This is a genomic window from Candidatus Tisiphia endosymbiont of Dioctria linearis, from assembly GCF_964026545.1.
Lineage (GTDB): Bacteria > Pseudomonadota > Alphaproteobacteria > Rickettsiales > Rickettsiaceae > Tisiphia.
On the sequence record NZ_OZ032156.1, the window covers coordinates 866,569 to 892,084 of the forward strand.

Sequence of the window (25,516 nt, forward strand, 5' to 3'; positions counted from 1 at the left end):
TAATGAAGATATTCTATCAATTCTTGCTATTTTGCAACAATTTCCTGGGGATACATCAGCTCGCAATGACGTAATGTTGTAAAGTGACCTTCTCGCTAATAGACATCTTGTACTTTAACTTTTTTTCCTGAACGCTCACAATTAATCTTGCTGTCAAAAATACCGTTATTAGTGCTTATTTACCCAAAGATTTCTGAGACTGAGAATGGGCTTGTTGTTCAATATTTGCAGCTCTTGATGTAACTTGTTGTTTAATACCAAGGTCTACTACATGCTCATACTTCATCCCGTTATTTAACAATGTGTGACCAAGATGATTTACTAATTCTACATCCTTTTTAGAAAATTTATTAACAATTGATTCTGTAATTTCATATAAGAACTTCCACGATAGCTCAACCTTTTCTTTTAGAGTTAGCTTTTTGGTATTATCTGCTTTATTAAATGGTGCATTAAGCTCTTGTGCATTATTAGTATCCTTGATAAGCATACTAACAGACGCATTCTTGCTCTTCTTATAAACAAAGAATATAATAAATACTACAAGTAGACCTACTGCAACGATTATCAAATTAGTATTTTGCATAAGAGCCTCCATCTAAAATTAAATCTTAGAAATTTAATCAACAACTATGAAATTTCTAAATTATCTAACCTTGCTTAGCTTTAAACCTTTTAATTTTCTTGTTTATTACAAGAATTTTACCTTTTCTTTTTACAACTTGGCAATCTTTATCTCTTTTCTTTAGAGATTTTAACGAACTTACAACTTTCATATAAAATTTATCCTTTGATATTATTTAACAAAAACTTTAAAAGTGGTAAATCAACTTTCAAATTTCTGCTATCTTAAATTAAAAACAGCAATAGTACTACCTTCCTCAATTTTGTCAACAAAAGTTTTCATGAGATGGTTATGTTTTAGCATATGAATATACTCAATTAACCTAAAGAGTTGCAGAAGTGGTTAATGAGCTAAAAATTATCATTGCTCCATGGAAATGAAAAATATTTTTTGCTAAATCTATTCCTATTATGTTATATTTCATTTTGGGTTTCCCTATTGTTGTTCATTCTATATAGGGTATATCCGTACATGGCATCACAGTTGGAATTGAGATGACATTTTTATTGTACCATAAACAACGATTTTTACTATAAAATATAATTTATGACAAAATATATGACAAAAACAAAGCAGGAAATTTATAATAGCAGACCAACTTCTCCTCATTTAACAATATATAAAAAACAGATCAGTGCTGTTTTGTCTATTGTGCATCGTATGACGGGGATAGGCTTATTTTTTGCACTATCAGTATTGATATGGTGTTTTATTTTATTGTCTTTTAGCAAATTTAATCCTGAATATTTACAGTTCTTTAAATGTAGTTTATTTAAAATCCCTCCAATATTTATAAGTTTTGCCTGGTTTTACCATTTATGTAATGGGGTGCGTCACTTAATTTGGGATAGTGGGCGTTGCTTTTCAATAAGAGCTATTAACTTCACAGGCTGGTTTGTTGTAATAGCCTCAATAGTTATGACATTAGCTTTTTGGTTGTTATAGTCAATTTAATTTATGGTCTCTATATGAATACTAATTTAAGGACAGATTTAGCAAAAGCTAAAGGAGTTGGTTCGGCAAAAAGTGGCTCTAGTCACTGGTTACATCAAAGAATCACTGCTATTATTTTGGCAATTTGCTCTATTTGGCTAATAGTCTTTATTAAATGTAATATTGGCAAGGATTTAACTCATTTTGTTGGTACTTTACAGAAACCTTACAATATTGTGCCTTTGGGCATATTGATTATTACCACCTTCTATCATGCCATGCTTGGTATGCGAGTGGTAATTGAGGATTATATTAGTTGTATCAAGCTTCGTATTGGGTTAATTATATTTTTGCAAATATTTTGTATTATAACGATTGCATTCTTAGTGGTAGCATTATTTTATGCTATACTATAGCTAAATGGATTGCTTCGTCGGCTTTCGCCTCCTCGCAATGACGCTTGGGTTTATAAATCGTCATTGCGAGGAGCCACTTTAGTGGCGACGCGGCAATCCAGGAAAGTAATTGCTTAATCGTGTTTCGCTACTCCTTGCTAATAGACTGAATAATATTAGCCGGATTAGCTATAGGTTAAAATTATTTGAGTATTATTTGGAATAAAAGGAATTTATGAATGTCTACTAAATCTTATAATATTGTCCACCATCAATTTGATGTAGTGGTAGTTGGAGCTGGAGGAGCTGGTCTTAGGGCAACTTTTGGTATGGCAAAAGAGGGGTTGAGTACTGCTTGTATTAGCAAGGTTTTTCCCACTAGAAGCCATACTGTAGCGGCACAAGGTGGTATCAGTGCCTCTCTTGGTAATATGGGGCAAGATGATTGGCGTTGGCATATGTATGATACCGTAAAGGGTTCGGATTGGTTGGGTGATCAAGACGCGATTGAGTATATGTGTAAACATGCAGCTGCCGCGGTACTGGAGCTTGAACATTATGGGGTACCTTTCTCACGAACAGAAGAAGGTAAAATTTATCAGCGTCCTTTTGGTGGTATGACGACAAATTATGGCAAGGGACAAGCTGCCCAAAGGACTTGTGCTGCAGCAGATCGTACGGGTCATGCCATATTACATACTTTATACCAACAAGCTTTAAAAAATAAAGCTCAATTTTTTATTGAATATTTTGCCATTGATTTGTTAATGAATAATGGAGAATGTGTAGGGGTAGTTGCTTGGAATCTTGATGATGGGACAATACATTGTTTTCATTCTCACTTAGTAGTATTAGCTACTGGCGGATATGGTAGAGCTTATTTTTCTGCCACAAGTGCTCATACTTGTACCGGTGATGGAGGGGGAATGGTGGCAAGAAGCTCCATTGCCTTGCAGGATATGGAATTTGTTCAATTCCATCCAACTGGTATATATGGGTCTGGTTGCTTAATTACAGAAGGTGCTAGGGGAGAAGGCGGTTATTTAGTAAATGCCAATGGTGAAAGATTTATGGAACGATATGCTCCAGCCGCTAAAGACCTTGCTTCAAGAGATGTGGTTTCAAGAGCTATTACCATGGAAATCAGAGAAAATAGAGGCGTAGGTGAGCATAAAGATCATGTATTCCTTCATTTAGATCATTTATCGCCGGAAATTCTTCACGAACGTTTACCGGGTATTTCCGAAACAGCAAAGATTTTTGCTGGGGTTAATGTTAACACCCAGCCAATACCGGTATTACCAACAGTACATTATAATATGGGGGGAATACCAACAAATTACCATGGGCAAGTTATTGATAAAGATCAGGATAATCATCATAAAATTATTCCTGGATTAATGTCGATTGGTGAGGCTGCCTGCGTTTCAGTACATGGAGCTAATCGATTAGGATCGAACTCTTTGCTTGATTTAGTGGTATTTGGTAGGGCGGCAGCAAAAAAAGCTGCTGAAATTGTTAAAGCGGGGCAACCACATAAGGTTCTACCTCAATCAATATTGGATAAAATAATTAGCAGATTTGACGGTATACGTCATGCTAAAGGAGAAATACCAGTAGCTGATCTAAGACTCAAAATGCAAAAAATTATGCAAAACCATGCAGCAGTATTTAGAACTCAAGAAGTTCTAGATCAAGGAAAAGAACTGATTGATCAGGCACGAAAGGAATATGCTGATATTCAGATCAATGATAAATCATTAATATGGAATAGCGACTTGGTTGAAGCATTAGAATTAGCTAATTTATTAGACCAAGCAGTAATTACTATGCATTCTGCTGCCAATAGAAAGGAAAGTAGAGGGGCTCATTCTAGGGAGGATTATTTAGAACGTAACGACGAGGAGTGGATGAAACATACACTGGCTTGGATTGACGAACAAGGTAATGTCAAACTAGATTATAAACCGGTAACTCTTACAACTTTAACAGATGAAGTAGCGGCAATTCCGCCAGCTAAACGAGTTTATTAAAAATACAGTTTATGTTAAATTCAATAAGCTCAAGTTTAATAAGGCTGAGCCAAGCTTTAAATGAAAAAATATGTCATGATTTTGCAGGAACAATAGGGGTTATAGATAATAGTATTGACTTAATAAAAACTATAGAACATCAAGAAAAAGCTATTAAACTGATTCAGGATAGTACTAATAGGCTGATACGCTCTTTACAGTTTTATCGTTATTTATATTCCCTAGCTTCTGAGAATAGCAAAACTTCTATTGTAGAAGTTAATAGATTAGCTACTGATTTTGTAAAATCAAAAAATCATAATATTGAACTAATATTTACAAGGTTATATAGCACAGATATCAATGACCATATAGCCCAGATTATTATCTGTTTAATTGTTGTAGCGTCTAATAATCTATCCAAAAATGCTATTATTAAAGTTGAGCTGGAGATACAACATGATAAATTTATTGGTATGAAAATTGTAGTAATAGCCACAAATCTCAAATTTGATCAGAATAAAATAGATATTTTGCTTGGAAAAAGAATTATTAAGGATGTATACTCGAATATCCCGCAAGTATTTGCAGGAGCCAACTCTTCAGATCATTCGAGTATAACTATAGAAAATGTTCACGAATATTACACTTACTACTTAATTACAGAATATGGCTATAAGTTATTGGTTACTCCATTAATCGATTCAGTGGAGTATACTCTTATGCTTTAGCCAAACCAATCTATTAGACTAAAAGTGATAGCGTAATGCATAACTGAAGCAAAAATTGCTGCAGCAATATCATCTACCATAACGCCAATACCACCTTTAATATTGGCATCAAGCCAATTTATTGGCCATGGTTTGATAATATCAAATAATCTGAACAGAGCAAAAGGTAAAGCCAATAAAAAGATAAAATTTAGTACAGGTGAACTTAAATATTTTGTAAGTCCTGAATAATTCATAAAAAAAACGGAAGGAAAGCTTAATATTAATGTTAGCATTTGACCCACTACCTCATCAATCACCACTTCTTTTGGATCATCTTGCTTACTATATTGTATATATATTGAGGAAAAATATGTGCCTAATATAAATAGTAACAGGCAAATCAAAAAAGCGATAATAAAGATACTAATAAGTTCTGCTTGCATGGAAAGATATAATATCCAGTAGCACAAAGGGAAAGCAGCCAGAGAGCCAAATGTACCAGGACAATATTTTATTTTACCTACATAGAAAAAAGTTACAATAAGTTCTGCAAATTTATGTTTATTAAACATAATAACCCTGCTTAATTTAATTTATCTAATTCAAATAGTTGGTGTAAGCAACGTATAGTTTTTTCAGTGTCGAGGTCTTTTATTATGATAGAAATTTTAATTTCCGAAATTTGTATCATTTTCACTAATATATTTTCTTTTTCCAGTTCAGTTAATATTATACCAAGCAAGTTATGATCATGTTTAATGCCGTGACCAATGATCGATACTATAGAAATTTGACTGTCGATAATAAAATTATTTATCTGATTAGTATTTTTTAGATCATCTAGTAAGTGCTGTAATTTATTTTTATCAGATAGTTGGATAATAAAACTATACTGTTTATTTTCTTCAATATTTTCCATTAATTCTAGGTGAATATTATAGTCAGAAATGAGGTTACATATCTTAGAAAAAGTTAATTGAGCGGAATTTACTACTAATTTTAATAAATTTTTGTTGGAAGTAATGCCGGTAATTTTTTTATTTTCCATAATTTTTTCTCTAGATGTTATTAGTGTACCACTATCTTCATGGTATAATGGTAGTGAGAACGACGATAAAACGCGTATGGGTACGTTATATCTAATAGCCGCTTCTAAGGAACGTGGATGCAACACTTTCGCCCCACAAGATGCAAATTCCAGCATTTCCTCAAAACTAATCTGTGATAATTTCTTTGCCCCATGAACAATCCGCGGATCAGCAGTAAAAACCCCTTCTACATCAGTGTATATATCACATCTATCAGCTTGTATAGCAGCTGCAATTAACGAGGCGGTAGTATCTGATCCTCCTCGACCAAGCGTCGCCAATCGATTATTATTGGTAACACCTTGGAATCCAGCAACTACCGGGATGATGTTTTGCTTAATACATTCTGTTAATAAACTAGTAGAGATTTGTTCAACCAAAGCTTTGCTGTAATTATCATTGGTTAAGATAGGTAACTGCCATGCTAGCACAGATCTTGCATCTATGCCTTGTTGTTGTAACTCAAGGGCGAGTAAGGACGCTGTTACCATCTCTCCACTACAAAGAGCGGCATCATATTCCGCCAATTCTGAATCGGTCTTAAGACTAGAAACTTCATTGCATAAAGTAACTAGCTGATTGGTAACACCAGCCATAGCCGAAACTACGATTACTAGTTGATTACCATGCTGCTTTTCCCACTTAATAATTGGAATGATTTCTTTTATCCTTGCAATATTAGCAACGGAAGTTCCGCCGAATTTCTGAACTATTATTGACATAAAATCTGATTAGTGTCATTCTCGCGAAAGTGGGAATCTATATCATACCACATTAACTATTTTATGGGTTCTCCTAGTAGAGAATTCTACTTTACCTGCAACCAAGGCAAATAACGTATGATCTCTTCCAAGCCCAACATTTTTGCCTGGATAAAATTTAGTACCACGTTGCCTAACAATTATATTACCTGATATGACATATTGCCCATCATATTTTTTAACACCTAATCTACGACCGGCTGAGTCTCTACCATTTCTAGAACTACCACCAGCTTTTTTGGTTGCCATCTATAATACCCTTAAATAAATCCCGTTATAGTTTAGTAATGTCTAATATTTTTAGTTCAGTTAATTCCTGCCTATGACCATTCTTACGACGATAATTCTGGCGACGTTTTTTCTTAAAAACAATAACCTTATTATCTCTAAACTGGTTAATAATTTCAGCAGTAACAAGAGCTCCCTGAACCATTGGCGTACCTATAAAAGATGGTTTGAAATCTTCACCAATCATCAACACCTGATCAAGTTGAATTTTTGCACCTCTCTCACCGTCAATTTTTTCTATTTTGATTACACTGTTTTTGCCGACTTTATACTGCTTTCCGCCTGCTTTGACGATTGCGAACATGAAAAATATCCTAACTAAAATTTAACAAAACTAAGTCGACATTATATTACCGCTATCTATTTTAGTCAATGGAAATTCGTAAATAATTAATAAATGTGGATTGCCACGACCTACTTGCGTGGTCTCACTAATAGAAGTATATACAGCCCAGAGGTCATTACCAGGAAACGATGGTGAAAAACCTTTAAAGACAGGCTACAAAACTGGATTTTGAGGTGACCAAAATAGAGTCTTCGCCACAAGTTTGTTAAGAAAAAATAGTAAAAAAACCGTGAACACTCACGGTTGAGTGGTGTTCACAGAGCCTAGGTAAGTCTAATATATAATTCAATTATTTTCTTTCTTTGTATCTTGAGTATTATTGATAGTTGTTGATTGCTGTTGCTTCATCAATTTGTTCTTTTCTTCTATTGAATTAAGGAAAAAATAAGTAAATGTTAGAAATCCAATTAGCATAGGAAGAAAAACAAATATAATGGCATTGCGTTTTCTAACAGATTCTTCACGATCTAAACGACTCTCCTGCTCTTCATATGTTTCCCCCAATTCATTACGCCATACATCTTCTTGTTCTGAATTATTTTCTAGCATTTTATACCTTCTATTAAATATTATTTACAATGGTTTAGATTATGTTAAAGCTTTTAAAGTAACCTAATTCTAGGTTCTGTTGACAAAATTTTATGTTAAGTTATCAGAGGAGAATAAAGAAGTTGCAATAGTAAGAAGAAATGGTAGTTTCTAGTTATCGAAACCAAGAAACTGCCGATATGAAGTATTACATAGAAGACCAAGCATGGGAAGCAATTTTATCATTTTTTAAGAAAAAAAAAGCTATACACAACAAGAATGAGGAAAAAATAAGACAGTTTATTGAAGCAATATGGTTTATTGCTAGAACAGGTTGTCAATGGCGTCTTCTGCCTGATTATTATGGTTGTTGGTACAGTGTTTATCGCAGATTTAAGAGATGGGTTGACAAAGGTATATGGGAAGCTTTAATGGATCATGTTAAAGTAGATGTAGATATGGAATCAATGATGATTGATGCAACTATTGTAAGAGCACATGCTTGCTCATCTGGATATATTAAAGGTAATCAAGAGGAAGCAGCTTTAGGTAGAAGCAAAGGTGGTTTTAGTACTAAAATTCATGCCCTCGTTGATGCATTGGGTAACCCACTGAAGTTTATACTAACTGCTGGGCAAAGAAATGATATCACTCAGGCTGAAAATCTTACTAAAGATGTTCAGAATACGACGGTGATAGGCGATAAAGGATATGATAGTAGTGCGTTTGTAGAAAGCTTAGAAAATAAGGGGGGTGAGGTTGTTATACCACCAAAATCTAATCGTAAAGTACAACGTGAATATGATAAACATATTTATAAAGAACGCCATTTAATTGAATGTTTCTTTGGTAAAATCAAATATTTTAGGCGTATATTTTCTAGGTTTGATAAAGCCCCAACCACCTTTTTAGCCTTTCTAAATTTTGTTGGAGCTTTAATATGGTTACGTTAAAAATTTTGTCAACAGAACCTAGCTATTTTGCTACTAATAAATATAATTTTCTTGAAATATGTAGGATTAAATCTCAACTATTTCGTATAATTATCACTAAACAGTAATCCCTTCTATCTCAGTCTTTTCTTGTTCATAAATTTCCTTGATCTCATCTAACTCTAACTGCAAATCAACATGATACATTTTATTATCATCAAAAAATTTATCGTAATCCATATCTAATATCTCTTGCAAGTTATTTCAATCATTTGTAACAATCAGTTTATTAGAGTTAGCAAAATTAGTTATTTCCATAAATAGTAGGTGGTATATGCTTCGCTACAAAATCTATTTATGTATACTGCCCTTTTTAATGATCATTACTATTACCCATCCTTTAAAAGGTTTATTTTTATTCAGAATTAAGGTTATTAGTAAGAAGTATAAAAGAATGGACAGAAGAAATTATCCAACAAATTTATTTGCTGGTATTATTTCACTAATTCATCTAGTTTACCTTCTTTTTCAAGTTCATAAAGAGCGTCGCACCCACCAATATGCTTACCATTAATGAATATTTGTGGTAATGTACGTTGTCCACTAGCTTTATGCTGTAGCTCTAATCTTTGCTTCTCATTATAATTATCTACGATTATTTCTTCGTAAGATATATTTTTTTGATTAAGTAGCGTTTTGGCCTTAGTGCAATAGGGGCAATGTGTTAATGTATAAATAATGACCGTGACAAATATGCTTTTCATAAAAATTATCCTATTTAATTGGTTATAAAACTATTATCTACATATAATAACAAACTAGCAAGTTACAAATTAATGATAAATAATTTTTCGATAGTATCTAAATATAGTCCAGCTGGCGATCAGCCAAAAGCAATTAATGAAGTCATTAAGGGGCTTGAATCGGGATTGCCTTCACAAATACTTTTTGGCATTACTGGTTCCGGTAAAACCTTTACTATGGCAAATGTTATTGAGAGAACCGGTCGACCATCACTTATTATGGCTCATAATAAAACGTTAGCTGCCCAAATCTATTCAGAAATGAAGGCAATTTTTCCAAATAATGCCGTTGAATATTTTGTATCATATTATGATTATTTCCAACCCGAAGCATATATTGCAAAAACCGATACTTATATAGAAAAAGATTCTTCGATAAATGAACAGATAGATTTATTAAGACACTCTGCTACTAGGTCTCTTTTAGAATGTAGGGATGTAATTGTTGTATCTTCTGTTTCTTGTATTTATGGTCTTGGTTCACCGGGTCTTTATTATCAGATGACTATAAGCCTTAAGTCTGGGGAAATTTATGCTAGAGATAAATTGCTCAGTGACCTAGTAAGCTTACAATATAAGCGTAATGATGTGGGATTTGAGCGTGGTACGTTTAGGGTAAAAGGTGATAATATTGATATATTCCCAGTACATTATAACGACAAAGCTTGGCGATTGTCATTTTTTGATAATAAACTGGAATATATCAGCGAATTTGATCCGCTTACAGGTGAAAAATTAGCTAAATTGGAGCAAGCTGTGATTTATGCTAAATCGCACTTTGTAACACCTAAACAAGTAGTACAAAACGCCATATCACAAATTGAAGAGGAGTTACAACGACGTTTAGAATTTTTTAATACACATGGTAAGTTAGTAGAAGCTCAAAGGTTAAATCAACGTACCCAATATGATATGGAAATGATGATGGAGACTGGTAGTTGTAAAGGTATTGAAAATTATTCTCGGTTTCTAACTGGTAAAGCAAATGGACAGCCACCACCAACCCTATTTGAATATTTACCTAAAGATGCTTTATTATTTGTTGATGAAAGTCACGTATCTGTTCCACAAATTAGAGCAATGTATAATGGTGATAGGGCTAGAAAAACCGTACTAGTGGAACATGGGTTTCGTCTTCCGTCAGCCTTAGATAATAGACCATTAAAATTTGAGGAATGGCAAGATTTTAGACCTCAAACGGTTTTTGTTTCGGCTACACCGGGACCTTTTGAATTGGACGAAACAGCAGGGGTTATGGTTGAGCAAATCATCAGACCCACAGGGTTACTTGACCCAGAATGTATTATAAAACCAGCAACTAACCAAGTTGAAGATTTGCTAAGCGAAATTCAATCGACAATAAAGAAAGGATTTCGTATTTTAGCGATAACATTAACTAAAAAAATGTCAGAAGATTTAACAAATTATCTGCAAGAACTAGGGTATAAAGTATCATATTTGCACTCTAATATTCATACTCTTGAGCGTATTGAAATCATCAAAGATTTACGCCAAGGTACTATAGATATTATTGTTGGTATTAATCTATTGCGAGAAGGTCTAGATATTCCAGAATGTGGACTTGTTGCCATACTCGATGCTGATAAAGAAGGCTTTTTACGCTCGGAAGCTTCGTTAATTCAAACTATTGGTAGAGCTGCAAGGAATAGTCAAGGAAGGGTAATACTCTATGCAGATCGCATCACCAAATCTATTGATAAGGCAGTAAGTGATACATATAGGAGAAGAAAAATTCAAGAAGAATATAATAGACAGCATTCTATAATACCCCAAACAATTAATAATCATATCCATGCACTAATTAAATTAGAAAAACTGGATAGTAAGTTAGGTAATAAAAAACAAGCTCATATATTATTGGATAATCCAGTGAAATTAAAAGCTCATATCAATAAATTAAAAAAAGAAATGTACTCAAAAGCTAGTAATTTGGAATTTGAACAGGCAGCAAAAATACGAGATCAAATTAATACGCTAGAAGAAGCCGCTTTAGAGCTAACTTAGTTTAAATAGCCTGTCTAATTAATACTTATGTTTGACGTAAGTATTTATATATTATATAATGATAACTGTAAATATGATCTTCTATGATAAGAAGCTTTAAGTGTAAAAAGACAAATATATTATTTGAGGAACATATTTGTGATAAGCAATTCTTTGAAATATCAAAAAAGGCTCTTATTAAGCTTGCAATGATTGATGCAGCAAATATCTTAGATGATTTAATGATACCCCCTGCAAATAGATTAGAGAAATTGCAAGGTGACAGAGCTAATAAGTATAGTATTAGAATTAATGATAAATGGAGAATATGCTTTGTTTGGAACAATGGTGATGCTTACGAATTAGAAATAATTGATTATCATAAATAAAAGGTAACTTATATGTATAAAATTAATCCGGTACACCCTGGCGAAATACTTAAGACTGAATTCCTGGAACCTTTTGGTATTTCGGCTTATAGATTAGCTAAAGATATTGAAGTACCAATTAATAGAATAACAGAGATTGTAAACAAACAAAGAAATATTAGTACTGAAACTGCTCTGTTATTGGCAAAGTATTTCAGTTTATCAGATAGTTTTTGGATTAGGATACAGTCAAGATATGATGAGGCAGTTACTAAGGAAAAAATATTTAACCATCTTGCCTCTATTCGCCCTTTAGCTACCATGGGAAAAGGCATCATGTAATATAGTCAATTCAGGGGAAGTTGGTGACGTCGTCGCTCAATGCTCGCCTATTACTTATAGGCGTCGCTCCATCGTTCCTGCTACCCAATTCTCCTGAATTGACTATATAATAGGTGGTTTGAATTAGATTATTTGACATAAAGCAAGGAATTGCATACTATACCGCCATTATAATGTCTTTGGAGAAAGCATGTCATCAAATCGGTTATATTTATTTCGAGATACGCGTTTTTTGCCTATCTTCATAGTACAATTTTGTGGTTGTATGAATGATAATATACTAAAGAATGCGTTAATTATATTAATTACCTATAAACTATCTAGTCAATTGGTGGAATCAGCCCAATTACTTGTACTCGCTGCTAATACTATCTTTGTATTACCTTTTGTAATATTTGCAAGTATTGCAGGGCAAGTAGCTGATAGGTATGAGCGATCAACTTTAGTTAAAATCATTAAATTATTTGAACTAACCATAGTGCTTTTTGCTACTTATGGATTTTTTGATAATAGTTTATTAATACTGTTTTTATCTATATTGTTTATGGGTATACATTCGGCATTTTTTGGACCAATCAAATATAGTGTTTTGCCAGATCATTTATATCGAAATGAGTTATTGGGAGCTAATGGATTCGTTGAGGCGGGAACATTTATTTCCATTTTAGTTGGTACTATTATTGGAGGATACTACACTATAAGTGGCAATTTAATAATCACTATTCTGATAATGATTGCTGTAATTGGCGTTATTGCTAGTTATTTTATGCCAAAATCAAATAATTCTAATTGTGAAATTAAAATAAAATTAAATTTATTTCGCGAAAATATAGAAATGATTAAATATGCCAAATCTAAAAAGCAAGTATATTTAGCAATTCTTGGTATATCTTGGTTTTGGTTTATCAGTGCGGCAATACTTGCCCAAATTCCAGCTCTTGCTAAAAATACTTTTGGAGCAGATGAAAATGTTGCTAATTTGTTTCTTGCCACATTTTCAATTGGAGTAGGGGTTGGTTCTTTTTGGTGTAGTAAGATTTTGGGGAATGAAATTACCACGAAATATGTTTTTGTTTCAGCGATTGGTGTCAGTATATTTGGTATTGATTTATTTTTCGCCAGTCGAATTAGTGCGGTTCATTATGAACCGGAGCAATTAAAGAGTATATTTGTCTTTTTATCTAAAAAGCATAATTGGCGGATTATTATAGATTTATTTTTTATAGCTGCTATTGCGGGGTTATATATTGTTCCGCTTTTTGCAGTATTACAATATCTTAGCTCCTCAGCTCATCGTAGTAGAATAATTGCTATAAATAATTTTGCTAATGCTGTATTTATGGCTGGGTCTACTGCAATACTTTCGTTGTTATTCTATTGGGAATATTCGATACCATCGGTTATATTATTTATTAGCATACTTAACATAGTGGTAGCTTATTATATTTATCAATTAATTCCTGAAGTAAAAATAGTACCTTTTGCTGTTAACCGAGCTATTTTAAAATTTATTTTTGATTGCATGTACAGAGTAGAAGTAAAAGGTATTGAAAATTTTTATAAAGCTGGCAAAAGATCAGTAGTTATCGCCAATCATATTTCATATCTTGATCCTGCATTACTGGTAACTTATTTACCTGAAGAAATGACTTTTGCCATTAATACAAATATGGCTAAAGTGTGGTGGGTAAAACCATTTTTAACGATGGCAAAAACTCTACCAGTTGATCCCGCTAATGCAATGGCTATAAAGAGTTTGATTAGGGAAGTGCAAAAAGATAAAAAAGTTGCTATCTTTCCCGAAGGAAGAATAAGTATTACTGGTTCCTTAATGAAGATATATGAAGGACCTGGCATGATCTCTGAAAAAGCTGATGCAACAATTTTACCTGTAAGAATAGATGGTACACAGTTTACTAATTTTTCTAAACTTAAAAATATACTAAAAACACGGATATTTCCTAAGGTTACTATCACTATTTTACCACCAGTAAAGTCTCCTGCTAATCAGAATATGGATAATAGGGAAAAGCGTAAATATATAGGTCAGGCTCTTTATGATATTATGACTGATATGATATTTGAAAGCTCTGATTACCAGAATACTATATTTCAGTCTCTCCTTGAAACAGCAAAAGCTTATGGTTTTAACAAAAAAATAATACAAGATATTGATGATAAGTCTGTTACCTATCGTCAATTAATATTACAATCTTTTACTTTAGCAAATTTAATAAAACAGGATACAGAAGTAGCTGAGTATATAGGTATTATGCTACCTAACATGGTTGAAACGATTGTTACTTTTTATGCTATGCAAGCCTGTTCCCGTCGACCGGTCATGATTGATTATATGAGTGATGTTAGCAATGTAGTGGCATCGTGCAAAACAACGTCAGTGAAAACCGTCTATACTTCAAAACAATTTGTTGAAAAAACTGGGTTGCAAGAAATGTTGGCAAAGATCTTAGAAGTTAATATAAAAGTCATTTATCTTGAAGATTTAACAACAAGAGTTACTTTATATTTAAGAATTAAGGCTATGATAGCTAGCTTTTTCCCACAGAGTTATTATAGCAATATGTGTGCTAGTTATGATGACAATGATCCGTCAGTTGTCGTATTTACTTCAGGCGTTTCAGCTTCTCCTAAGGCTGTAGTATTGTCGCATAGAAACCTGCAAGCTAATAGATGCCAGGTTCTAGCTAAGTTACATTTTAGTCTAGATGATTTTGCCTTTATGGCTTTGCCATTATTTCACTGTTTTGGTTTATCTGGCACAATAATGATGACGCTTAACGGTATACCAGCCTTTCTTTATCCTTCTCCTTTGCATTATCGGAGTGTTCCTGAGATAATATATGATATCGGAGCAACGATTATATTTGGTACAGATGTATTTTTACATAATTATGCCACCTGTGCTCATCCTTATGATTTTTATTCTATAAGATACGTGTTTGCCAGTAGTGAGAAACTTAGGAAAGAAACAAGGCAATTATGGCTCGATAAATTTGGTATAAGAATTTTTGAAGGATATGGGGCGTCTGAAACAGCTCCAATAATAGCGTGTAATACTCCCATGCATTATCGTGGTGGAAGTGTAGGTCGTTTGATGCCTAAAATAGAATATTATATTAAACCAATTAACGGAATAGAAGAGGGGGGACAACTATTTATTAAGGGGCCAAATATCATGCTTGGCTATATGCACTCTAATAATCCTGGAGTTATTCATCCGACATCATCAGAAAATTTGGGTCTGGGCTGGTATGATACTGGGGATGTTGCAAAAATTGATAAAGATGGTTATCTTACCTTATTAGGTCGTGTTCAACAATTTGTTGCAATAGAAGAAGTAGTCTCGTTGGTATTAATAGAGGAATTAGCTAATATGATTGATGTTGATAGTAGACATGTGGCTATTTGTTCTGATGATGGTAATAAAGACAGACAAATTTTTCTCTTTACCACCAGTCAGACTATAAATAGGGAAAATTTTATAGAAATGATGCATAAAAATTCAGCATATCCGAGACAAAATACTGAATTAACAAAATATTTGCCAGAGATTATCCATGTTAAAGAAATACCGATTCTACCAATAGGTAAAGTAAATTATCGGCAAATAACTAAAATGCTTGAAAATTATAGAAAAGCAATTAGAATACTTTGATAAGGTAAGGAACTCATGTTTAATAGAAAAATTGATATACAGTGTAATTGTTGATTCTCTATTTGAGTATAAACTTTTTTTTAAACCTAAATATATTGAATAGAAAAGATATTATGCATAATGTTATTAGTAAAATATTATTGATTATTGTCGTTGTCCTAATAGCATTATTTGCTTATAAAACTATGAAGACTCCTAATCCTGTTTCTGCTACTGTTTCGATTGATACTGCAGATCAGCAATTATTAGATCAAAAAGAACAAGTGAGGAAAACCGAGCAAATTGTAAAAGAATATTTACTAAATAATCCTGAAGTAATAATTCAATCAATAGAAGGTCTCCAACGACGTAAAATGCAGGAAATGGAAATAAAAACTGGTGAATATATCAGAGACAATAAATCTGAAATAGAGAATTCTCCTGCATCTCCAGTACTTGGTAATCCGAATGGTGATATAATCATTGCTGCTTTTTATGATTATAATTGTAGTTATTGTAAAAAAGGTAGTCATTTTATTAATCAGTTAATCAAATTAGATGCGAACATTAAGGTTGTTTTGCAACTATATCCACTTCTTGGTGATGCATCTAATTATGCAGCAACTATTGCTTTGGCTGTTTATAAGACAACTCCTGATAAGTTTCAGGATATTCACAATGGTTTAATGGAGCTAAAACCTATTACCAAAGAATCTGTAGAAAAATTGCTTTTAGCAAATGATTTAAATCTTGAGATAATCGCAGAAGAAATTAATAAAGGGGAGATAAACAATCTTCTCGACAAAAATGTTAAATTAGCAAAAGGTTTAAGAATACAGGGAGTTCCTGCCTATATTATTAATGGTAAATTAATGGCAGGAATGATGGATCTAGAACAATTGCAAAAAATAATTGCTGATATAAGAAGTAAAAATAAATAATACTGGTATACTCAAGTGATTTGAGTATGTTCAGCTATTGATTGTAACTTTTTAATTATTTTTGGATGGTTGTTTATGTAAATATGTTTGACAAATGTAAAATAATTTGATAAATACTTAGTACTAGTATCAATTCCCAAAATTAAGTTAGTTACCCGAAAATATAAATGCTCTCTATGTTCTACTTAAGCCTAGGAGGTTGCCTGCGATAACTAATTAGTTATTTCCGACCGCCTCCTAGCTGGGTTGTTGGAATTTTGTGATACTAATTCCTCAAATTATTAGAGTAGTAGTCTAAACCTTAATCTTTCGTAGGTTTCATGATTTTCCCGGTTTTTAAGAAATAAACCTCTTTTCAAAACTAGCCATGAGAGAGGAATTTTTAATAAAAAATTAATCGAAAAATCGTAACTAGTACTTAATAAATGTACACAATGATTTCCTCGATTGATTTTGACAACAAAATGACCTGAAATAATAAAATTTCTAGGAGGCTGCCTGCTATAACTAATTAATTGTATTTTGAGCTATTTTTCGGCGATAATAAATATGATTTTTGGAGGAATAGTGTACCTATTTCAAGAAAATCATGTTTATTTGCAGCCAAAAAGAGCCAAATATAGAATTACTTTAGTTATTGCAGGCAGCCTTCTAGAACAGTCTAATCTTAACTAATCTAAAGAAAATAAAATATGACAAGAAATACAGTGACTGATAGTAAAGAACCATATGATAATCATTACAATAATAGTATCAAGTATGATAGTCCTAATAAAGATGGTGTTGTTATCATCAATCTTAAACAATTAAAGCGAAAATCACCTGAAGAATTACAAGTACAAGCAGAAAATCTTAATATTGAGAACTCTAGTGCCTTGCTAAAACAAGAGCTAGTCTTTGCTATACTTAAGAAATCTGTTGAGCAGGGTGATTTGATTTCAGGAGAAGGTGTACTGGAAATTCTACCTGATGGGTTTGGATTTCTTAGATCCCCAGAGGTAAATTACTCCGCCGGTCCTGATGATATTTATATTTCTCCAAGTCAGATTCGTCGCTTTGGACTACGTACAGGGGACACGGTAGAAGGGCAAATTAGGGCTCCAAAACCAGGAGAACGTTATTTTGCATTACTGAAAGTAAATAAAGTTAACTTCGAAGAGCCTTCTAAGGCATATCATAGAGTACATTTTGATAATTTGACTCCACTTTATCCTGAAGAAAAATTATCATTAGAACTAGAAGATAATAGCAAGGATTTTAGTACCAGAATAATTGAATTGGTGGCTCCTATGGGTAAAGGACAACGGGCGTTGATTGTTGCTCCACCAAGAACTGGTAAAACTGTTCTATTGCAAAATATCGCCCATGCTATTACCACCAATAATCCAGAAGTATTTTTAATTGTGTTGTTAATCGACGAACGTCCAGAAGAAGTTACTGATATGCAGCGTTCAGTGCGTGGTGAAGTAGTTAGCTCAACTTTTGATGAACCAGCTATCAGGCACGTTCAGCTTGCAGAAATGGTTATTGAAAAAGCTAAAAGGTTAGTAGAACATAAAAAAGATGTGGTAATATTGGTTGATGCAATAACAAGACTTGCCAGAGCTTATAACACTGTTGTCCCATCTTCTGGTAAAGTTCTCACAGGGGGGGTTGATGCAAACGCATTACAACGACCAAAAAGATTCTTTGGAGCAGCAAGAAATATTGAGAATGGTGGTTCATTAACTATAATAGGAACTGCTTTAATTGATACTGGTTCGCGTATGGATGAGGTGATCTTTGAAGAATTTAAAGGTACTGGTAATTCTGAAATAGTTCTCGATCGCAAAATAGCTGATAAACGTATTTATCCTGCGATTGATATTACTAAATCTGGCACACGTAAAGAGGAGTTATTGGTTGATAAAGCAATTCTAACCAAAATGTGGGTTCTTCGTAGAATCATTAATCCAATGGGGACTATAGATGCAGCAGAGTTTTTAATTGATAAACTTAAAAATACTAAAACTAATACAGAATTCTTTGATTCAATGAATTCATAAAATACTTTTCAGGAGGAAGTATGAGTAAAAAAACAAAAATTGCTTTAATTGGTAGTGGCAATATCGGTGGAACACTTGCACATTTGATAAGTCTAAGAGAACTTGGTGACGTAGTTATGTTTGATATATCTCAAGGCTTTCCGCAGGGTAAGACTTTAGATATATCACAAGCTGGAGCTATTACAGGGTCGGATGCAATTACCACAGGTACTAATGATTATAAAGATATAGCAGGTTCAGATGCTATAATTGTTACAGCCGGAGTGCCACGTTTGCCCGGAATGAGTCGTGATGATTTAATTAATGTTAATAGCACTGTTATAAAAACTGTGGCTAGCAATATTAAGCAATATGCACCGAACGCTTTTGTTATTGTTATAACCAATCCGCTTGATGCTATGGTTTATGTAATGTTAAAAGAGAGTGGGCTACCTAGCAATAGAGTAGTTGGTATGGCGGGGGTACTTGACTCAGCCAGATTTAACCTTTTCCTGGCTCATGAATTTAATGTTTCTGTAGAAAATGTTAGTAGTTTTGTCCTTGGAGGGCATGGTGACTCAATGGTTCCTTTGGTTAGGTATTCAACAATTAATGGGATACCAGTTTTAGATTTAGTAGAAATGGGATGGTCAACGAAGGAACGTATTAACGCAATAATAGATCGTACCAGAAATGGTGGTGGAGAAATTGTTTCACTACTTAAAACTGGTTCTGCCTATTACGCTCCGGCAACATCTGCTATCGAAATGTTAGAGAGTTATCTAAAAGATAAACGCAAAATATTAAGTTGTGCTGCTTATCTTCAAGGGGAATATGGAGTAAAAAATATGTATGTCGGTGTGCCGGTTATTATTGGTAAAAATGGCGTAGAAAAAATAGTAGAAATAAAATTAAATACTGAAGAGCAAAATTTATTTAACAAATCAGTAGATGGAGTTAGAAAGTTGCTTGAGTCAGTAAAGTTGTAAAGATTATTATGTATAGTTAGTAGCATGCTCAGTATAATCTCACCAGCTAAAACTCAAGATTTTACTTCTCAAATAGTGGGGTTGCCATCGGTGTACTCAAATGATTTGGAGAATTGGAACGTAAAACAAGGGGTGAGCGAGCGGAACGTACAACTAGTACGTGAGCACGCGGAAACCCCGAAGTTTTGCGGAGCCAATTCTTCAAAGCAGAAGAGTATGCAACCCCATTTTTTTACTAAAACACAAGTTCTTTTACAAATATGTAAAAATTTGTCACAAAATCAGATTAAGCAGTTAATGGGGGTTAGCGATAAACTGGCTGAGCTTAATTATCATAGATTTCAAGATTTTGATAATCAACCTCAGAAGCAAGCGATATTTGCCTATGATGGGGATGTTTACAATAACATTGATAGGCGGAATTTTACCGCAGAACAGTGGGATTTCTTGCAAGGACACACGTTAATTATATCAGGTTTATACGGTGCACTAAGAGTTTTTGAAAAAATAAAACCTTATCGACTAGAAATGTCAACAAAATTGCCAAATTTTGAAAAATTATCAAATTTCTGGCAAAACGATATTACCAATTATATAAATCAAATATTAGCAACTCATCAAAATAAATACCTCATCAACCTAGCCTCCAATGAATATTCCTGCGTCATCAATCAGAATGATCTTAAATATCCAGTAATTAATATATATTTTAAAGAAAGAAGAAACAATAAATTACAAATAATAGCAATAAACTCCAAAAAGGCTAGGGGCAGCATGTTTAATTTTATTGCAGAAAATCTTATAGACCTCCCTGAAAAATTAAAACACTTTTCTAAGCAAAACTATCAATATAGCGAAACCGAGTCTTCCAATAACGATTGGATATTTGTTAAAAATGCATAAGTTGTAATATTACCACTACATTTAAATTTAAAGGTAATAACTGCAATTATATTTAAATTCTTTGCTATTTTGATTATTATTTTATTAATGACTTATAAAATTAGTGGGATTATTTATGGAATTTAATCGTAACAAAGCAATTATTGGCTTTCTTAAAGCCAATGAGGAACAAAAATTTACTCCTATTCAAATAGCTGAATGGCTAGTAAAAACTTATCCTGAGGAAGTCAAAAAGAAAGCAGAAAGAAGTAAAAACGAAACACTGAATAATATAAATGATCCATTGAAAAAGGCTGAAGTCATGTTGGAAATCCTTAGTGGAGAGATGCATAAAAATTGGTTTCAAGGCATACAAAATCAGGAACCTAATATTAAAAAAGAAGACTATCCACGTAGATATTATTATACTAAAGAAACTGAGCAGGTAGAGATAGAAGATGCTGAAAAAGGGGCAAACATAAAAGAACAAGAAGTGCATCTAAAGCTTTCAGAATTTCTTTGGCAGGAACTTAGTATTTATAACATGCCTATTAATGAAAAATGTTCTTCAAATCGTAAGGGTACTAACGGTAATAAATGGTTATATCCTGATCTAGTGGGGATGGAGGATCTTACTAAAGATTGGGCACTAGTGACTAAAAATTGCGTTAAACAATTTGCCGATAAAAAAGCTAAGCTTTGGTCTTTTGAGGTAAAAGTAGCAATTAATTAGTACCAATGTGAGGCAATCTTTTTTTCAAGCATTATCAAATTCCTCATGGGCTCATTATGGATATTTAGTAGCTTCTTCTTTAGTAGAAGGTAAAGAAGATACTTTACGTGAACTAGAAATCCTTGCTGCTAGGTTCTGTTGACAAAATTTTATGTTAAGTTATCAGAGGAGAATAAAGAAGTTGCAATAGTAAGAAGAAATGGTAGTTTCTAGTTATCGAAACCAAGAAACTACCGATATGAAGTATTACATAGAAGACCAAGCATGGGAAGCAATTTTATCATTTTTTAAGAAAAAAAAAGCTATACACAACAAGAATGAGGAAAAAATAAGACAGTTTATTGAAGCAATATGGTTTATTGCTAGAACAGGTTGTCAATGGCGTCTTCTGCCTGATTATTATGGTTGTTGGTACAGTGTTTATCGCAGATTTAAGAGATGGGTTGACAAAGGTATATGGGAAGCTTTAATGGATCATGTTAAAGTAGATGTAGATATGGAATCAATGATGATTGATGCAACTATTGTAAGAGCACATGCTTGCTCATCTGGATATATTAAAGGTAATCAAGAGGAAGCAGCTTTAGGTAGAAGCAAAGGTGGTTTTAGTACTAAAATTCATGCCCTCGTTGATGCATTGGGTAACCCACTGAAGTTTATACTAACTGCTGGGCAAAGAAATGATATCACTCAGGCTGAAAATCTTACTAAAGATGTTCAGAATACGACGGTGATAGGCGATAAAGGATATGATAGTAGTGCGTTTGTAGAAAGCTTAGAAAATAAGGGGGGTGAGGTTGTTATACCACCAAAATCTAATCGTAAAGTACAACGTGAATATGATAAACATATTTATAAAGAACGCCATTTAATTGAATGTTTCTTTGGTAAAATCAAATATTTTAGGCATATATTTTCTAGGTTTGATAAAGCCCCAACCACCTTTTTAGCCTTTCTAAATTTTGTTGGAGCTTTAATATGGTTACGTTAAAAATTTTGTCAACAGAACCTAGACATGGCATAGGATTTATTTTATTAAATATAGAAGAGCCGGTTGAAAAAGGTCGAATACTAATTCCTGCTAAAGAAAGATTAGAAATTGATTGGGATATGGCTAATAGATTAGTTAAAGAAAACAAGGATTTTAAATCTTTTATAGAAGAAGTTGATGATTTTTGTATAACTGGGAAAACTAAACGTCCTGGCTGGAAGCATGTGAATTATTATTTTAACTTTTCTATACTATTTTTCCTTGCTATCATTAGTCAAATCATCAACTATTATATAATTAAGTAATTAAACAAGCAGATAAAAGTAACACCGGGGAAATATGAACTATTGGAAGTCAACAGTAACATTGAGTCAATTATGAGTAAACCTGTTCAAGAAAACACCAGGATTATCCCTAATCGCCAGACTAGCCTTACGAAAGAACAAAAAGAATCGATTGGCTTACTATCAATTGGCACATTCCTCGAATATTTTGACTTAATGTTATATGTCCATATGGCAGCGTTTCTTAATGAGTTATTTTTTGAGCCGACTGATCCTCACACAACCTATTTAATGATGGCTTTTGCTCTTTGTTCTACCTTTGTTTTCCGACCTATTGGGGCAGTAATATTTGGTTGGTTAGGCGATAATATAGGGCGTAAATCAACAGTAATCATCACAACTTTTATAATGGCTACCTCATGTACTGTCATAGCTAATTTGCCCACTTATGCCCAGATAGGAAGTGTAGCGGCTTGGATAGTGACCATATGTCGTATTATGCAAGGTATGTCTTCTATGGGCGAATTAGTAGGTGCAGATCTTTATTTAACGGAAACACTTAAGCCACCAGCTCAATATGTAAGTGTGGGATTATTAAGAGTTTTTACTGCTTTAGGGGGGTTAGGGGCATTAGGCATTGCATCACTTGTTACTTCGCATGGTTTTAACTGGCGTCTGGCATTTTGGCTTGGTGCAGCAGTGGCATTGATTGGTTCTGTTGCCAGAACAACTTTGCGAGAAACACCAGAATTTGCCGATGCTAAACGTCGAATAAAAAGAATATTTGAAAAAACTAATACTGATACAGCTACCTTAAAAGATAATCCCATATTGCAAGAAGAAGTTAATAAAAAAACCATAATAGCTTTGTTTTTATTAGAATGTGCTGGACCGGTAACTTTTTATTTTATTTATGTATATTGTAGCACTGTTCTTAAGACTAATTTTAGTTATACAACGGCTGAGGTTATTCATCATAATTTTATTGTCTGTCTAATGGAGCTTGTAATCGCGTTAATCTTATGTTATTTAAGTTTTAAAATATATCCATTGTCAATCATAAGAATTATACTGATCATCAGTTCTATTTTTATCATATTTTGTCCATATTTATTGAATAATATTAATGCTCCTTATCAGTTATTTTTGATGCAATGCGTTATGGCGTTATTGCATGAATGTTTAGGTCCTGCTTTCCCCATTCTTTATAAAAGATTTCCGGTATTTAAACGTTTTACCTGTGCTACCATGACATTTGCTATATCTCGGGCTTTGATGTGTGTTGTTACCTCTTTTGGTTCTATCTATCTTATAGAATATTTTGGCAATTGGGGATTATGGGTTATTCTAATTCCGATAATTATCGGTTTTGCTTACGGGCTATTGTATTTTGAAAAGTTGGTAAAAGAGTGTGGCGATTTACCTATTGCTTTTAGAAACTCGGCTACTTATTCCGAAGAAAACAATTATTCGAGTTAATTATGAGTACATTAGTTCAAGAAAACACCAGAATTATCCCTGATCGGCAAAACAACCTTACAAGAGAACAAAAAGAAGCTGTTGGGTTACTATCAATAGGTATCTTTTTAGAGTATTTTGATATGATGCTATATGTCCATTTAGCGGTATTATTAAATGAGTTGTTTTTTCCTAAATATGAAGCTTTTGCTGCATCTATGCTAACAGCTTTTGCCTTTTGTTCTACTTTTGTTTTTCGTCCAATTGGTGCATTAATTTTTGGTTATATTGGGGATAGAGCAGGACGAAAAGCAACGGTTATTATTACCACTATTATGATGGCAATTTCATGCGTCATCATGGCTAATGTTCCAACTTATGCCCAAATTGGCATTGCTGCTTCCATAATAATTACGGTTTGTCGCGTACTACAAGGCATGTCATCAGTAGGCGAAATAGTAGGAGCAGAACTTTATTTAACAGAGACTATAAAACCTCCTATACAATATCCAGCAGTAGCTTTTATTGCCGTTGCTTCTGTTATCGGGACAACAACTGCACTCGGAGTTGCTTCGTTCGTTACATCGCCTTATGGATTTAATTGGCGTCTAGCATTTTGGCTTGGTGCAGCAATTGCGTTGGTTGGGTCTGTTGCCAGAACAACCTTACGAGAAACACCAGAATTTGCTGATGCCAAACGCCGAATCAAGAAAGTTTTTGAAGAAACTAATAATGATATAGCTAGCTTAGAAGATAATCCCATATGGCAAAAAAAAGTTAATAAAAAATCAGTATTATATTTATTTATAGTAAATTGCGTCTGGCCAGGATGTTTTTATTTCGCTTATGTACATTGTGGCAGCCTCCTAAAAAGTTCTTTTGGCTATAGTGCAGAACAAGTAATACATCAAAATTTTATTGTCTCAATGATACAGTTGGCTGCTATGTTATTTATAAGTTATTTAAGTTATAGGATATATCCACTGAAAATTCTAAAAGTGAAAGTAGTAATATTTTCTATTTTTATACTATTTTCTCCTTATATTCTGGATAACATAACCGAGCCATTTTACCTATTTTTATTTCAAACTTTTCTTGCAATGTTTGCTATTGGTAGAGTACCAGCTGCATCAATATTTTTTAGACATTTTCCAGTCTTTAAACGTTATACTTATAACAGTATGATATATGCTGTATCACGTGCTTTGATGTATGTTATTACTTCTTTTGGAATTTTATTTTTAACAAAATATCTTGGTCATTGGGGATTATTAATTATTATGGTTCCAATAAATGTAGGATTTGCTTTTGCTTTACGTCATTTTCAAAAGTTAGAGCAGGAAGCTGGTATTTATGTTGAATAATTGTTGTAGACTCTAATGGCAATTCAGTACCTAATAAATATTTGTAACATAAATTAG

At 33.1% G+C, this 25,516-nt stretch carries 29 protein-coding genes; 19 read left to right on the forward strand and 10 right to left on the reverse strand.

Features of this window, described 5'->3' with window-relative positions; genetic code table 11:
* Positions 1-175: 175 nt before the first annotated feature.
* Positions 176-586, reverse strand: a complete 411-nt coding sequence (locus tag AAGD42_RS04205; protein ID WP_341752359.1) for a DUF2660 domain-containing protein — start codon at positions 584-586, stop codon at positions 176-178.
* Between the two features lie 64 nt (positions 587-650).
* Positions 651-776, reverse strand: coding sequence for a type B 50S ribosomal protein L36 (gene ykgO, locus AAGD42_RS04210; protein ID WP_094648811.1), 126 nt, complete (start codon positions 774-776; stop codon positions 651-653).
* Positions 777-1,183: 407 nt separating this feature from the next.
* On the opposite strand from ykgO, the gene sdhC reads away from it, so the two are divergent.
* From sdhC to AAGD42_RS04230, 4 genes are all read left to right on the forward strand, one after another.
* A complete protein-coding gene (gene sdhC, locus AAGD42_RS04215; RefSeq protein WP_250312241.1) occupies positions 1,184-1,570 on the forward strand; it encodes a succinate dehydrogenase, cytochrome b556 subunit in 387 nt (128 codons plus the stop codon).
* A gap of 23 nt (positions 1,571-1,593) precedes the next feature.
* Positions 1,594-1,974: a succinate dehydrogenase, hydrophobic membrane anchor protein gene (gene sdhD, locus AAGD42_RS04220; protein ID WP_094649480.1), complete on the forward strand. Its 381-nt coding sequence runs from the start codon at positions 1,594-1,596 to the stop codon at positions 1,972-1,974.
* 218 nt (positions 1,975-2,192) lie between these two features.
* On the forward strand, positions 2,193-3,986 hold the full coding sequence (gene sdhA, locus AAGD42_RS04225) for a succinate dehydrogenase flavoprotein subunit (protein WP_341752360.1): 1,794 nt from the start codon (positions 2,193-2,195) through the stop codon (positions 3,984-3,986).
* Between the two features lie 11 nt (positions 3,987-3,997).
* The gene (locus tag AAGD42_RS04230; protein ID WP_341752361.1) at positions 3,998-4,696 is read left to right on the forward strand and encodes a hypothetical protein; all 699 of its coding nucleotides are present in this window, start codon (positions 3,998-4,000) and stop codon (positions 4,694-4,696) included.
* On the opposite strand, the gene AAGD42_RS04235 is transcribed toward AAGD42_RS04230, so the two are convergent.
* The 5 genes from AAGD42_RS04235 to AAGD42_RS04255 form a co-directional block, all read right to left on the reverse strand.
* Positions 4,693-5,250 carry a phosphatidylglycerophosphatase A gene (locus AAGD42_RS04235; RefSeq protein ID WP_341752362.1) on the reverse strand — a complete coding sequence of 186 codons (558 nt, stop codon included), beginning with the start codon at positions 5,248-5,250 and terminating at the stop codon, positions 4,693-4,695. The two genes, AAGD42_RS04230 and AAGD42_RS04235, sit on opposite strands and share 4 nt — an antisense overlap.
* Before the next feature lie 11 nt (positions 5,251-5,261).
* Complete coding sequence (locus AAGD42_RS04240; RefSeq protein WP_341752363.1) at positions 5,262-6,488, reverse strand: aspartate kinase; 1,227 nt, start codon at positions 6,486-6,488, stop codon at positions 5,262-5,264.
* A gap of 42 nt (positions 6,489-6,530) precedes the next feature.
* Complete coding sequence (gene rpmA, locus AAGD42_RS04245; protein ID WP_341750792.1) at positions 6,531-6,776, reverse strand: 50S ribosomal protein L27; 246 nt, start codon at positions 6,774-6,776, stop codon at positions 6,531-6,533.
* Positions 6,777-6,801: 25 nt separating this feature from the next.
* Positions 6,802-7,119 (reverse strand): 50S ribosomal protein L21, encoded by a 318-nt coding sequence (rplU, locus tag AAGD42_RS04250; protein ID WP_341750791.1) that lies wholly within the window; start codon positions 7,117-7,119, stop codon positions 6,802-6,804.
* A gap of 327 nt (positions 7,120-7,446) precedes the next feature.
* On the reverse strand, positions 7,447-7,710 hold the full coding sequence (locus tag AAGD42_RS04255) for a hypothetical protein (RefSeq protein WP_341750790.1): 264 nt from the start codon (positions 7,708-7,710) through the stop codon (positions 7,447-7,449).
* Positions 7,711-7,889: 179 nt separating this feature from the next.
* Between AAGD42_RS04255 and AAGD42_RS04260 the strand changes: the two genes are divergently transcribed.
* Entirely contained in the window at positions 7,890-8,642 is a 753-nt protein-coding gene (locus tag AAGD42_RS04260) for an IS5 family transposase (RefSeq protein ID WP_341753366.1), read from the forward strand.
* Positions 8,643-8,738: 96 nt separating this feature from the next.
* On the opposite strand, the gene AAGD42_RS04265 is transcribed toward AAGD42_RS04260, so the two are convergent.
* The gene (locus tag AAGD42_RS04265; RefSeq protein ID WP_341752364.1) at positions 8,739-8,861 is read right to left on the reverse strand and encodes a hypothetical protein; all 123 of its coding nucleotides are present in this window, start codon (positions 8,859-8,861) and stop codon (positions 8,739-8,741) included.
* Between the two features lie 254 nt (positions 8,862-9,115).
* The gene (gene grxC / locus AAGD42_RS04270; protein ID WP_341752365.1) at positions 9,116-9,385 is read right to left on the reverse strand and encodes a glutaredoxin 3; all 270 of its coding nucleotides are present in this window, start codon (positions 9,383-9,385) and stop codon (positions 9,116-9,118) included.
* Positions 9,386-9,460: 75 nt separating this feature from the next.
* Between grxC and uvrB the strand changes: the two genes are divergently transcribed.
* The 3 genes from uvrB to AAGD42_RS04285 all read left to right on the forward strand — a co-directional run bounded on the left by uvrB (position 9,461) and on the right by AAGD42_RS04285 (position 12,138).
* Positions 9,461-11,449: an excinuclease ABC subunit UvrB gene (uvrB, locus tag AAGD42_RS04275; RefSeq protein WP_341753390.1), complete on the forward strand. Its 1,989-nt coding sequence runs from the start codon at positions 9,461-9,463 to the stop codon at positions 11,447-11,449.
* Between the two features lie 83 nt (positions 11,450-11,532).
* Positions 11,533-11,817 carry a type II toxin-antitoxin system RelE/ParE family toxin gene (locus AAGD42_RS04280; RefSeq protein ID WP_341752366.1) on the forward strand — a complete coding sequence of 95 codons (285 nt, stop codon included), beginning with the start codon at positions 11,533-11,535 and terminating at the stop codon, positions 11,815-11,817.
* Positions 11,818-11,829: 12 nt separating this feature from the next.
* On the forward strand, positions 11,830-12,138 hold the full coding sequence (locus tag AAGD42_RS04285; protein WP_341752367.1) for a HigA family addiction module antitoxin: 309 nt from the start codon (positions 11,830-11,832) through the stop codon (positions 12,136-12,138).
* A 10-nt stretch (positions 12,139-12,148) separates the two neighbouring features.
* On the opposite strand, the gene AAGD42_RS04290 is transcribed toward AAGD42_RS04285, so the two are convergent.
* A complete protein-coding gene (locus tag AAGD42_RS04290; RefSeq protein WP_341752368.1) occupies positions 12,149-12,277 on the reverse strand; it encodes a hypothetical protein in 129 nt (42 codons plus the stop codon).
* 51 nt (positions 12,278-12,328) lie between these two features.
* Here AAGD42_RS04290 and AAGD42_RS04295 point away from each other — a divergent pair, with 51 nt between their 5' ends.
* The 11 genes from AAGD42_RS04295 to AAGD42_RS04345 all read left to right on the forward strand — a co-directional run bounded on the left by AAGD42_RS04295 (position 12,329) and on the right by AAGD42_RS04345 (position 25,459).
* On the forward strand, positions 12,329-15,814 hold the full coding sequence (locus tag AAGD42_RS04295) for an acyl-[ACP]--phospholipid O-acyltransferase (protein ID WP_341752369.1): 3,486 nt from the start codon (positions 12,329-12,331) through the stop codon (positions 15,812-15,814).
* 113 nt (positions 15,815-15,927) lie between these two features.
* Positions 15,928-16,734 (forward strand): DsbA family protein, encoded by an 807-nt coding sequence (locus tag AAGD42_RS04300; RefSeq protein WP_341752370.1) that lies wholly within the window; start codon positions 15,928-15,930, stop codon positions 16,732-16,734.
* A gap of 692 nt (positions 16,735-17,426) precedes the next feature.
* A complete protein-coding gene (gene rho, locus AAGD42_RS04305; protein ID WP_341750781.1) occupies positions 17,427-18,779 on the forward strand; it encodes a transcription termination factor Rho in 1,353 nt (450 codons plus the stop codon).
* 20 nt (positions 18,780-18,799) lie between these two features.
* Entirely contained in the window at positions 18,800-19,747 is a 948-nt protein-coding gene (mdh, locus tag AAGD42_RS04310; RefSeq protein WP_341752371.1) for a malate dehydrogenase, read from the forward strand.
* Positions 19,748-19,771: 24 nt separating this feature from the next.
* On the forward strand, positions 19,772-20,650 hold the full coding sequence (locus AAGD42_RS04315) for a YaaA family protein (protein WP_341752372.1): 879 nt from the start codon (positions 19,772-19,774) through the stop codon (positions 20,648-20,650).
* A gap of 115 nt (positions 20,651-20,765) precedes the next feature.
* Positions 20,766-21,362 (forward strand): hypothetical protein, encoded by a 597-nt coding sequence (locus AAGD42_RS04320; RefSeq protein ID WP_341752373.1) that lies wholly within the window; start codon positions 20,766-20,768, stop codon positions 21,360-21,362.
* A 7-nt stretch (positions 21,363-21,369) separates the two neighbouring features.
* Entirely contained in the window at positions 21,370-21,504 is a 135-nt protein-coding gene (locus AAGD42_RS04325) for a hypothetical protein (protein WP_341752374.1), read from the forward strand.
* Between the two features lie 96 nt (positions 21,505-21,600).
* Complete coding sequence (locus tag AAGD42_RS04330; RefSeq protein ID WP_341753391.1) at positions 21,601-22,353, forward strand: IS5 family transposase; 753 nt, start codon at positions 21,601-21,603, stop codon at positions 22,351-22,353.
* Entirely contained in the window at positions 22,341-22,658 is a 318-nt protein-coding gene (locus AAGD42_RS04335) for a hypothetical protein (RefSeq protein WP_341752375.1), read from the forward strand. Before AAGD42_RS04330 ends, AAGD42_RS04335 begins: the two co-directional genes overlap by 13 nt.
* A gap of 72 nt (positions 22,659-22,730) precedes the next feature.
* The gene (locus AAGD42_RS04340) at positions 22,731-24,116 is read left to right on the forward strand and encodes an MFS transporter (RefSeq protein WP_341752376.1); all 1,386 of its coding nucleotides are present in this window, start codon (positions 22,731-22,733) and stop codon (positions 24,114-24,116) included.
* A gap of 2 nt (positions 24,117-24,118) precedes the next feature.
* Complete coding sequence (locus AAGD42_RS04345) at positions 24,119-25,459, forward strand: MFS transporter (RefSeq protein ID WP_341752377.1); 1,341 nt, start codon at positions 24,119-24,121, stop codon at positions 25,457-25,459.
* Positions 25,460-25,516 lie beyond the last annotated feature (57 nt).

Excerpts from the sequence above, each read along its gene's own strand:
- AAGD42_RS04340 (WP_341752376.1), top strand. The coding sequence starts at position 22,731 with ATGAGTAAACCTGTTCAAGAAAACACCAGGATTATCCCTAATCGCCAG.
- AAGD42_RS04295 (WP_341752369.1), top strand. The coding sequence starts at position 12,329 with ATGTCATCAAATCGGTTATATTTATTTCGAGATACGCGTTTTTTGCCT.
- AAGD42_RS04335 (WP_341752375.1), top strand. The coding sequence starts at position 22,341 with ATGGTTACGTTAAAAATTTTGTCAACAGAACCTAGACATGGCATAGGA.
- AAGD42_RS04260 (WP_341753366.1), top strand. The coding sequence starts at position 7,890 with ATGAAGTATTACATAGAAGACCAAGCATGGGAAGCAATTTTATCATTT.
- AAGD42_RS04230 (WP_341752361.1), top strand. The coding sequence starts at position 3,998 with ATGTTAAATTCAATAAGCTCAAGTTTAATAAGGCTGAGCCAAGCTTTA.
- AAGD42_RS04240 (WP_341752363.1), bottom strand. The coding sequence starts at position 6,488 with ATGTCAATAATAGTTCAGAAATTCGGCGGAACTTCCGTTGCTAATATT.
- sdhC (WP_250312241.1), top strand. The coding sequence starts at position 1,184 with ATGACAAAAACAAAGCAGGAAATTTATAATAGCAGACCAACTTCTCCT.
- AAGD42_RS04345 (WP_341752377.1), top strand. The coding sequence starts at position 24,119 with ATGAGTACATTAGTTCAAGAAAACACCAGAATTATCCCTGATCGGCAA.
- AAGD42_RS04205 (WP_341752359.1), bottom strand. The coding sequence starts at position 586 with ATGCAAAATACTAATTTGATAATCGTTGCAGTAGGTCTACTTGTAGTA.
- AAGD42_RS04290 (WP_341752368.1), bottom strand. The coding sequence starts at position 12,277 with ATGTCAAATAATCTAATTCAAACCACCTATTATATAGTCAATTCAGGA.
- rplU (WP_341750791.1), bottom strand. The coding sequence starts at position 7,119 with ATGTTCGCAATCGTCAAAGCAGGCGGAAAGCAGTATAAAGTCGGCAAA.
- rpmA (WP_341750792.1), bottom strand. The coding sequence starts at position 6,776 with ATGGCAACCAAAAAAGCTGGTGGTAGTTCTAGAAATGGTAGAGACTCA.
- ykgO (WP_094648811.1), bottom strand. The coding sequence starts at position 776 with ATGAAAGTTGTAAGTTCGTTAAAATCTCTAAAGAAAAGAGATAAAGAT.
- sdhD (WP_094649480.1), top strand. The coding sequence starts at position 1,594 with ATGAATACTAATTTAAGGACAGATTTAGCAAAAGCTAAAGGAGTTGGT.
- AAGD42_RS04280 (WP_341752366.1), top strand. The coding sequence starts at position 11,533 with ATGATAAGAAGCTTTAAGTGTAAAAAGACAAATATATTATTTGAGGAA.
- AAGD42_RS04330 (WP_341753391.1), top strand. The coding sequence starts at position 21,601 with ATGAAGTATTACATAGAAGACCAAGCATGGGAAGCAATTTTATCATTT.
- AAGD42_RS04235 (WP_341752362.1), bottom strand. The coding sequence starts at position 5,250 with ATGTTTAATAAACATAAATTTGCAGAACTTATTGTAACTTTTTTCTAT.
- AAGD42_RS04285 (WP_341752367.1), top strand. The coding sequence starts at position 11,830 with ATGTATAAAATTAATCCGGTACACCCTGGCGAAATACTTAAGACTGAA.
- rho (WP_341750781.1), top strand. The coding sequence starts at position 17,427 with ATGACAAGAAATACAGTGACTGATAGTAAAGAACCATATGATAATCAT.
- AAGD42_RS04300 (WP_341752370.1), top strand. The coding sequence starts at position 15,928 with ATGCATAATGTTATTAGTAAAATATTATTGATTATTGTCGTTGTCCTA.
- mdh (WP_341752371.1), top strand. The coding sequence starts at position 18,800 with ATGAGTAAAAAAACAAAAATTGCTTTAATTGGTAGTGGCAATATCGGT.
- AAGD42_RS04320 (WP_341752373.1), top strand. The coding sequence starts at position 20,766 with ATGGAATTTAATCGTAACAAAGCAATTATTGGCTTTCTTAAAGCCAAT.
- AAGD42_RS04265 (WP_341752364.1), bottom strand. The coding sequence starts at position 8,861 with ATGGATTACGATAAATTTTTTGATGATAATAAAATGTATCATGTTGAT.
- sdhA (WP_341752360.1), top strand. The coding sequence starts at position 2,193 with ATGTCTACTAAATCTTATAATATTGTCCACCATCAATTTGATGTAGTG.
- AAGD42_RS04255 (WP_341750790.1), bottom strand. The coding sequence starts at position 7,710 with ATGCTAGAAAATAATTCAGAACAAGAAGATGTATGGCGTAATGAATTG.
- AAGD42_RS04315 (WP_341752372.1), top strand. The coding sequence starts at position 19,772 with ATGCTCAGTATAATCTCACCAGCTAAAACTCAAGATTTTACTTCTCAA.
- grxC (WP_341752365.1), bottom strand. The coding sequence starts at position 9,385 with ATGAAAAGCATATTTGTCACGGTCATTATTTATACATTAACACATTGC.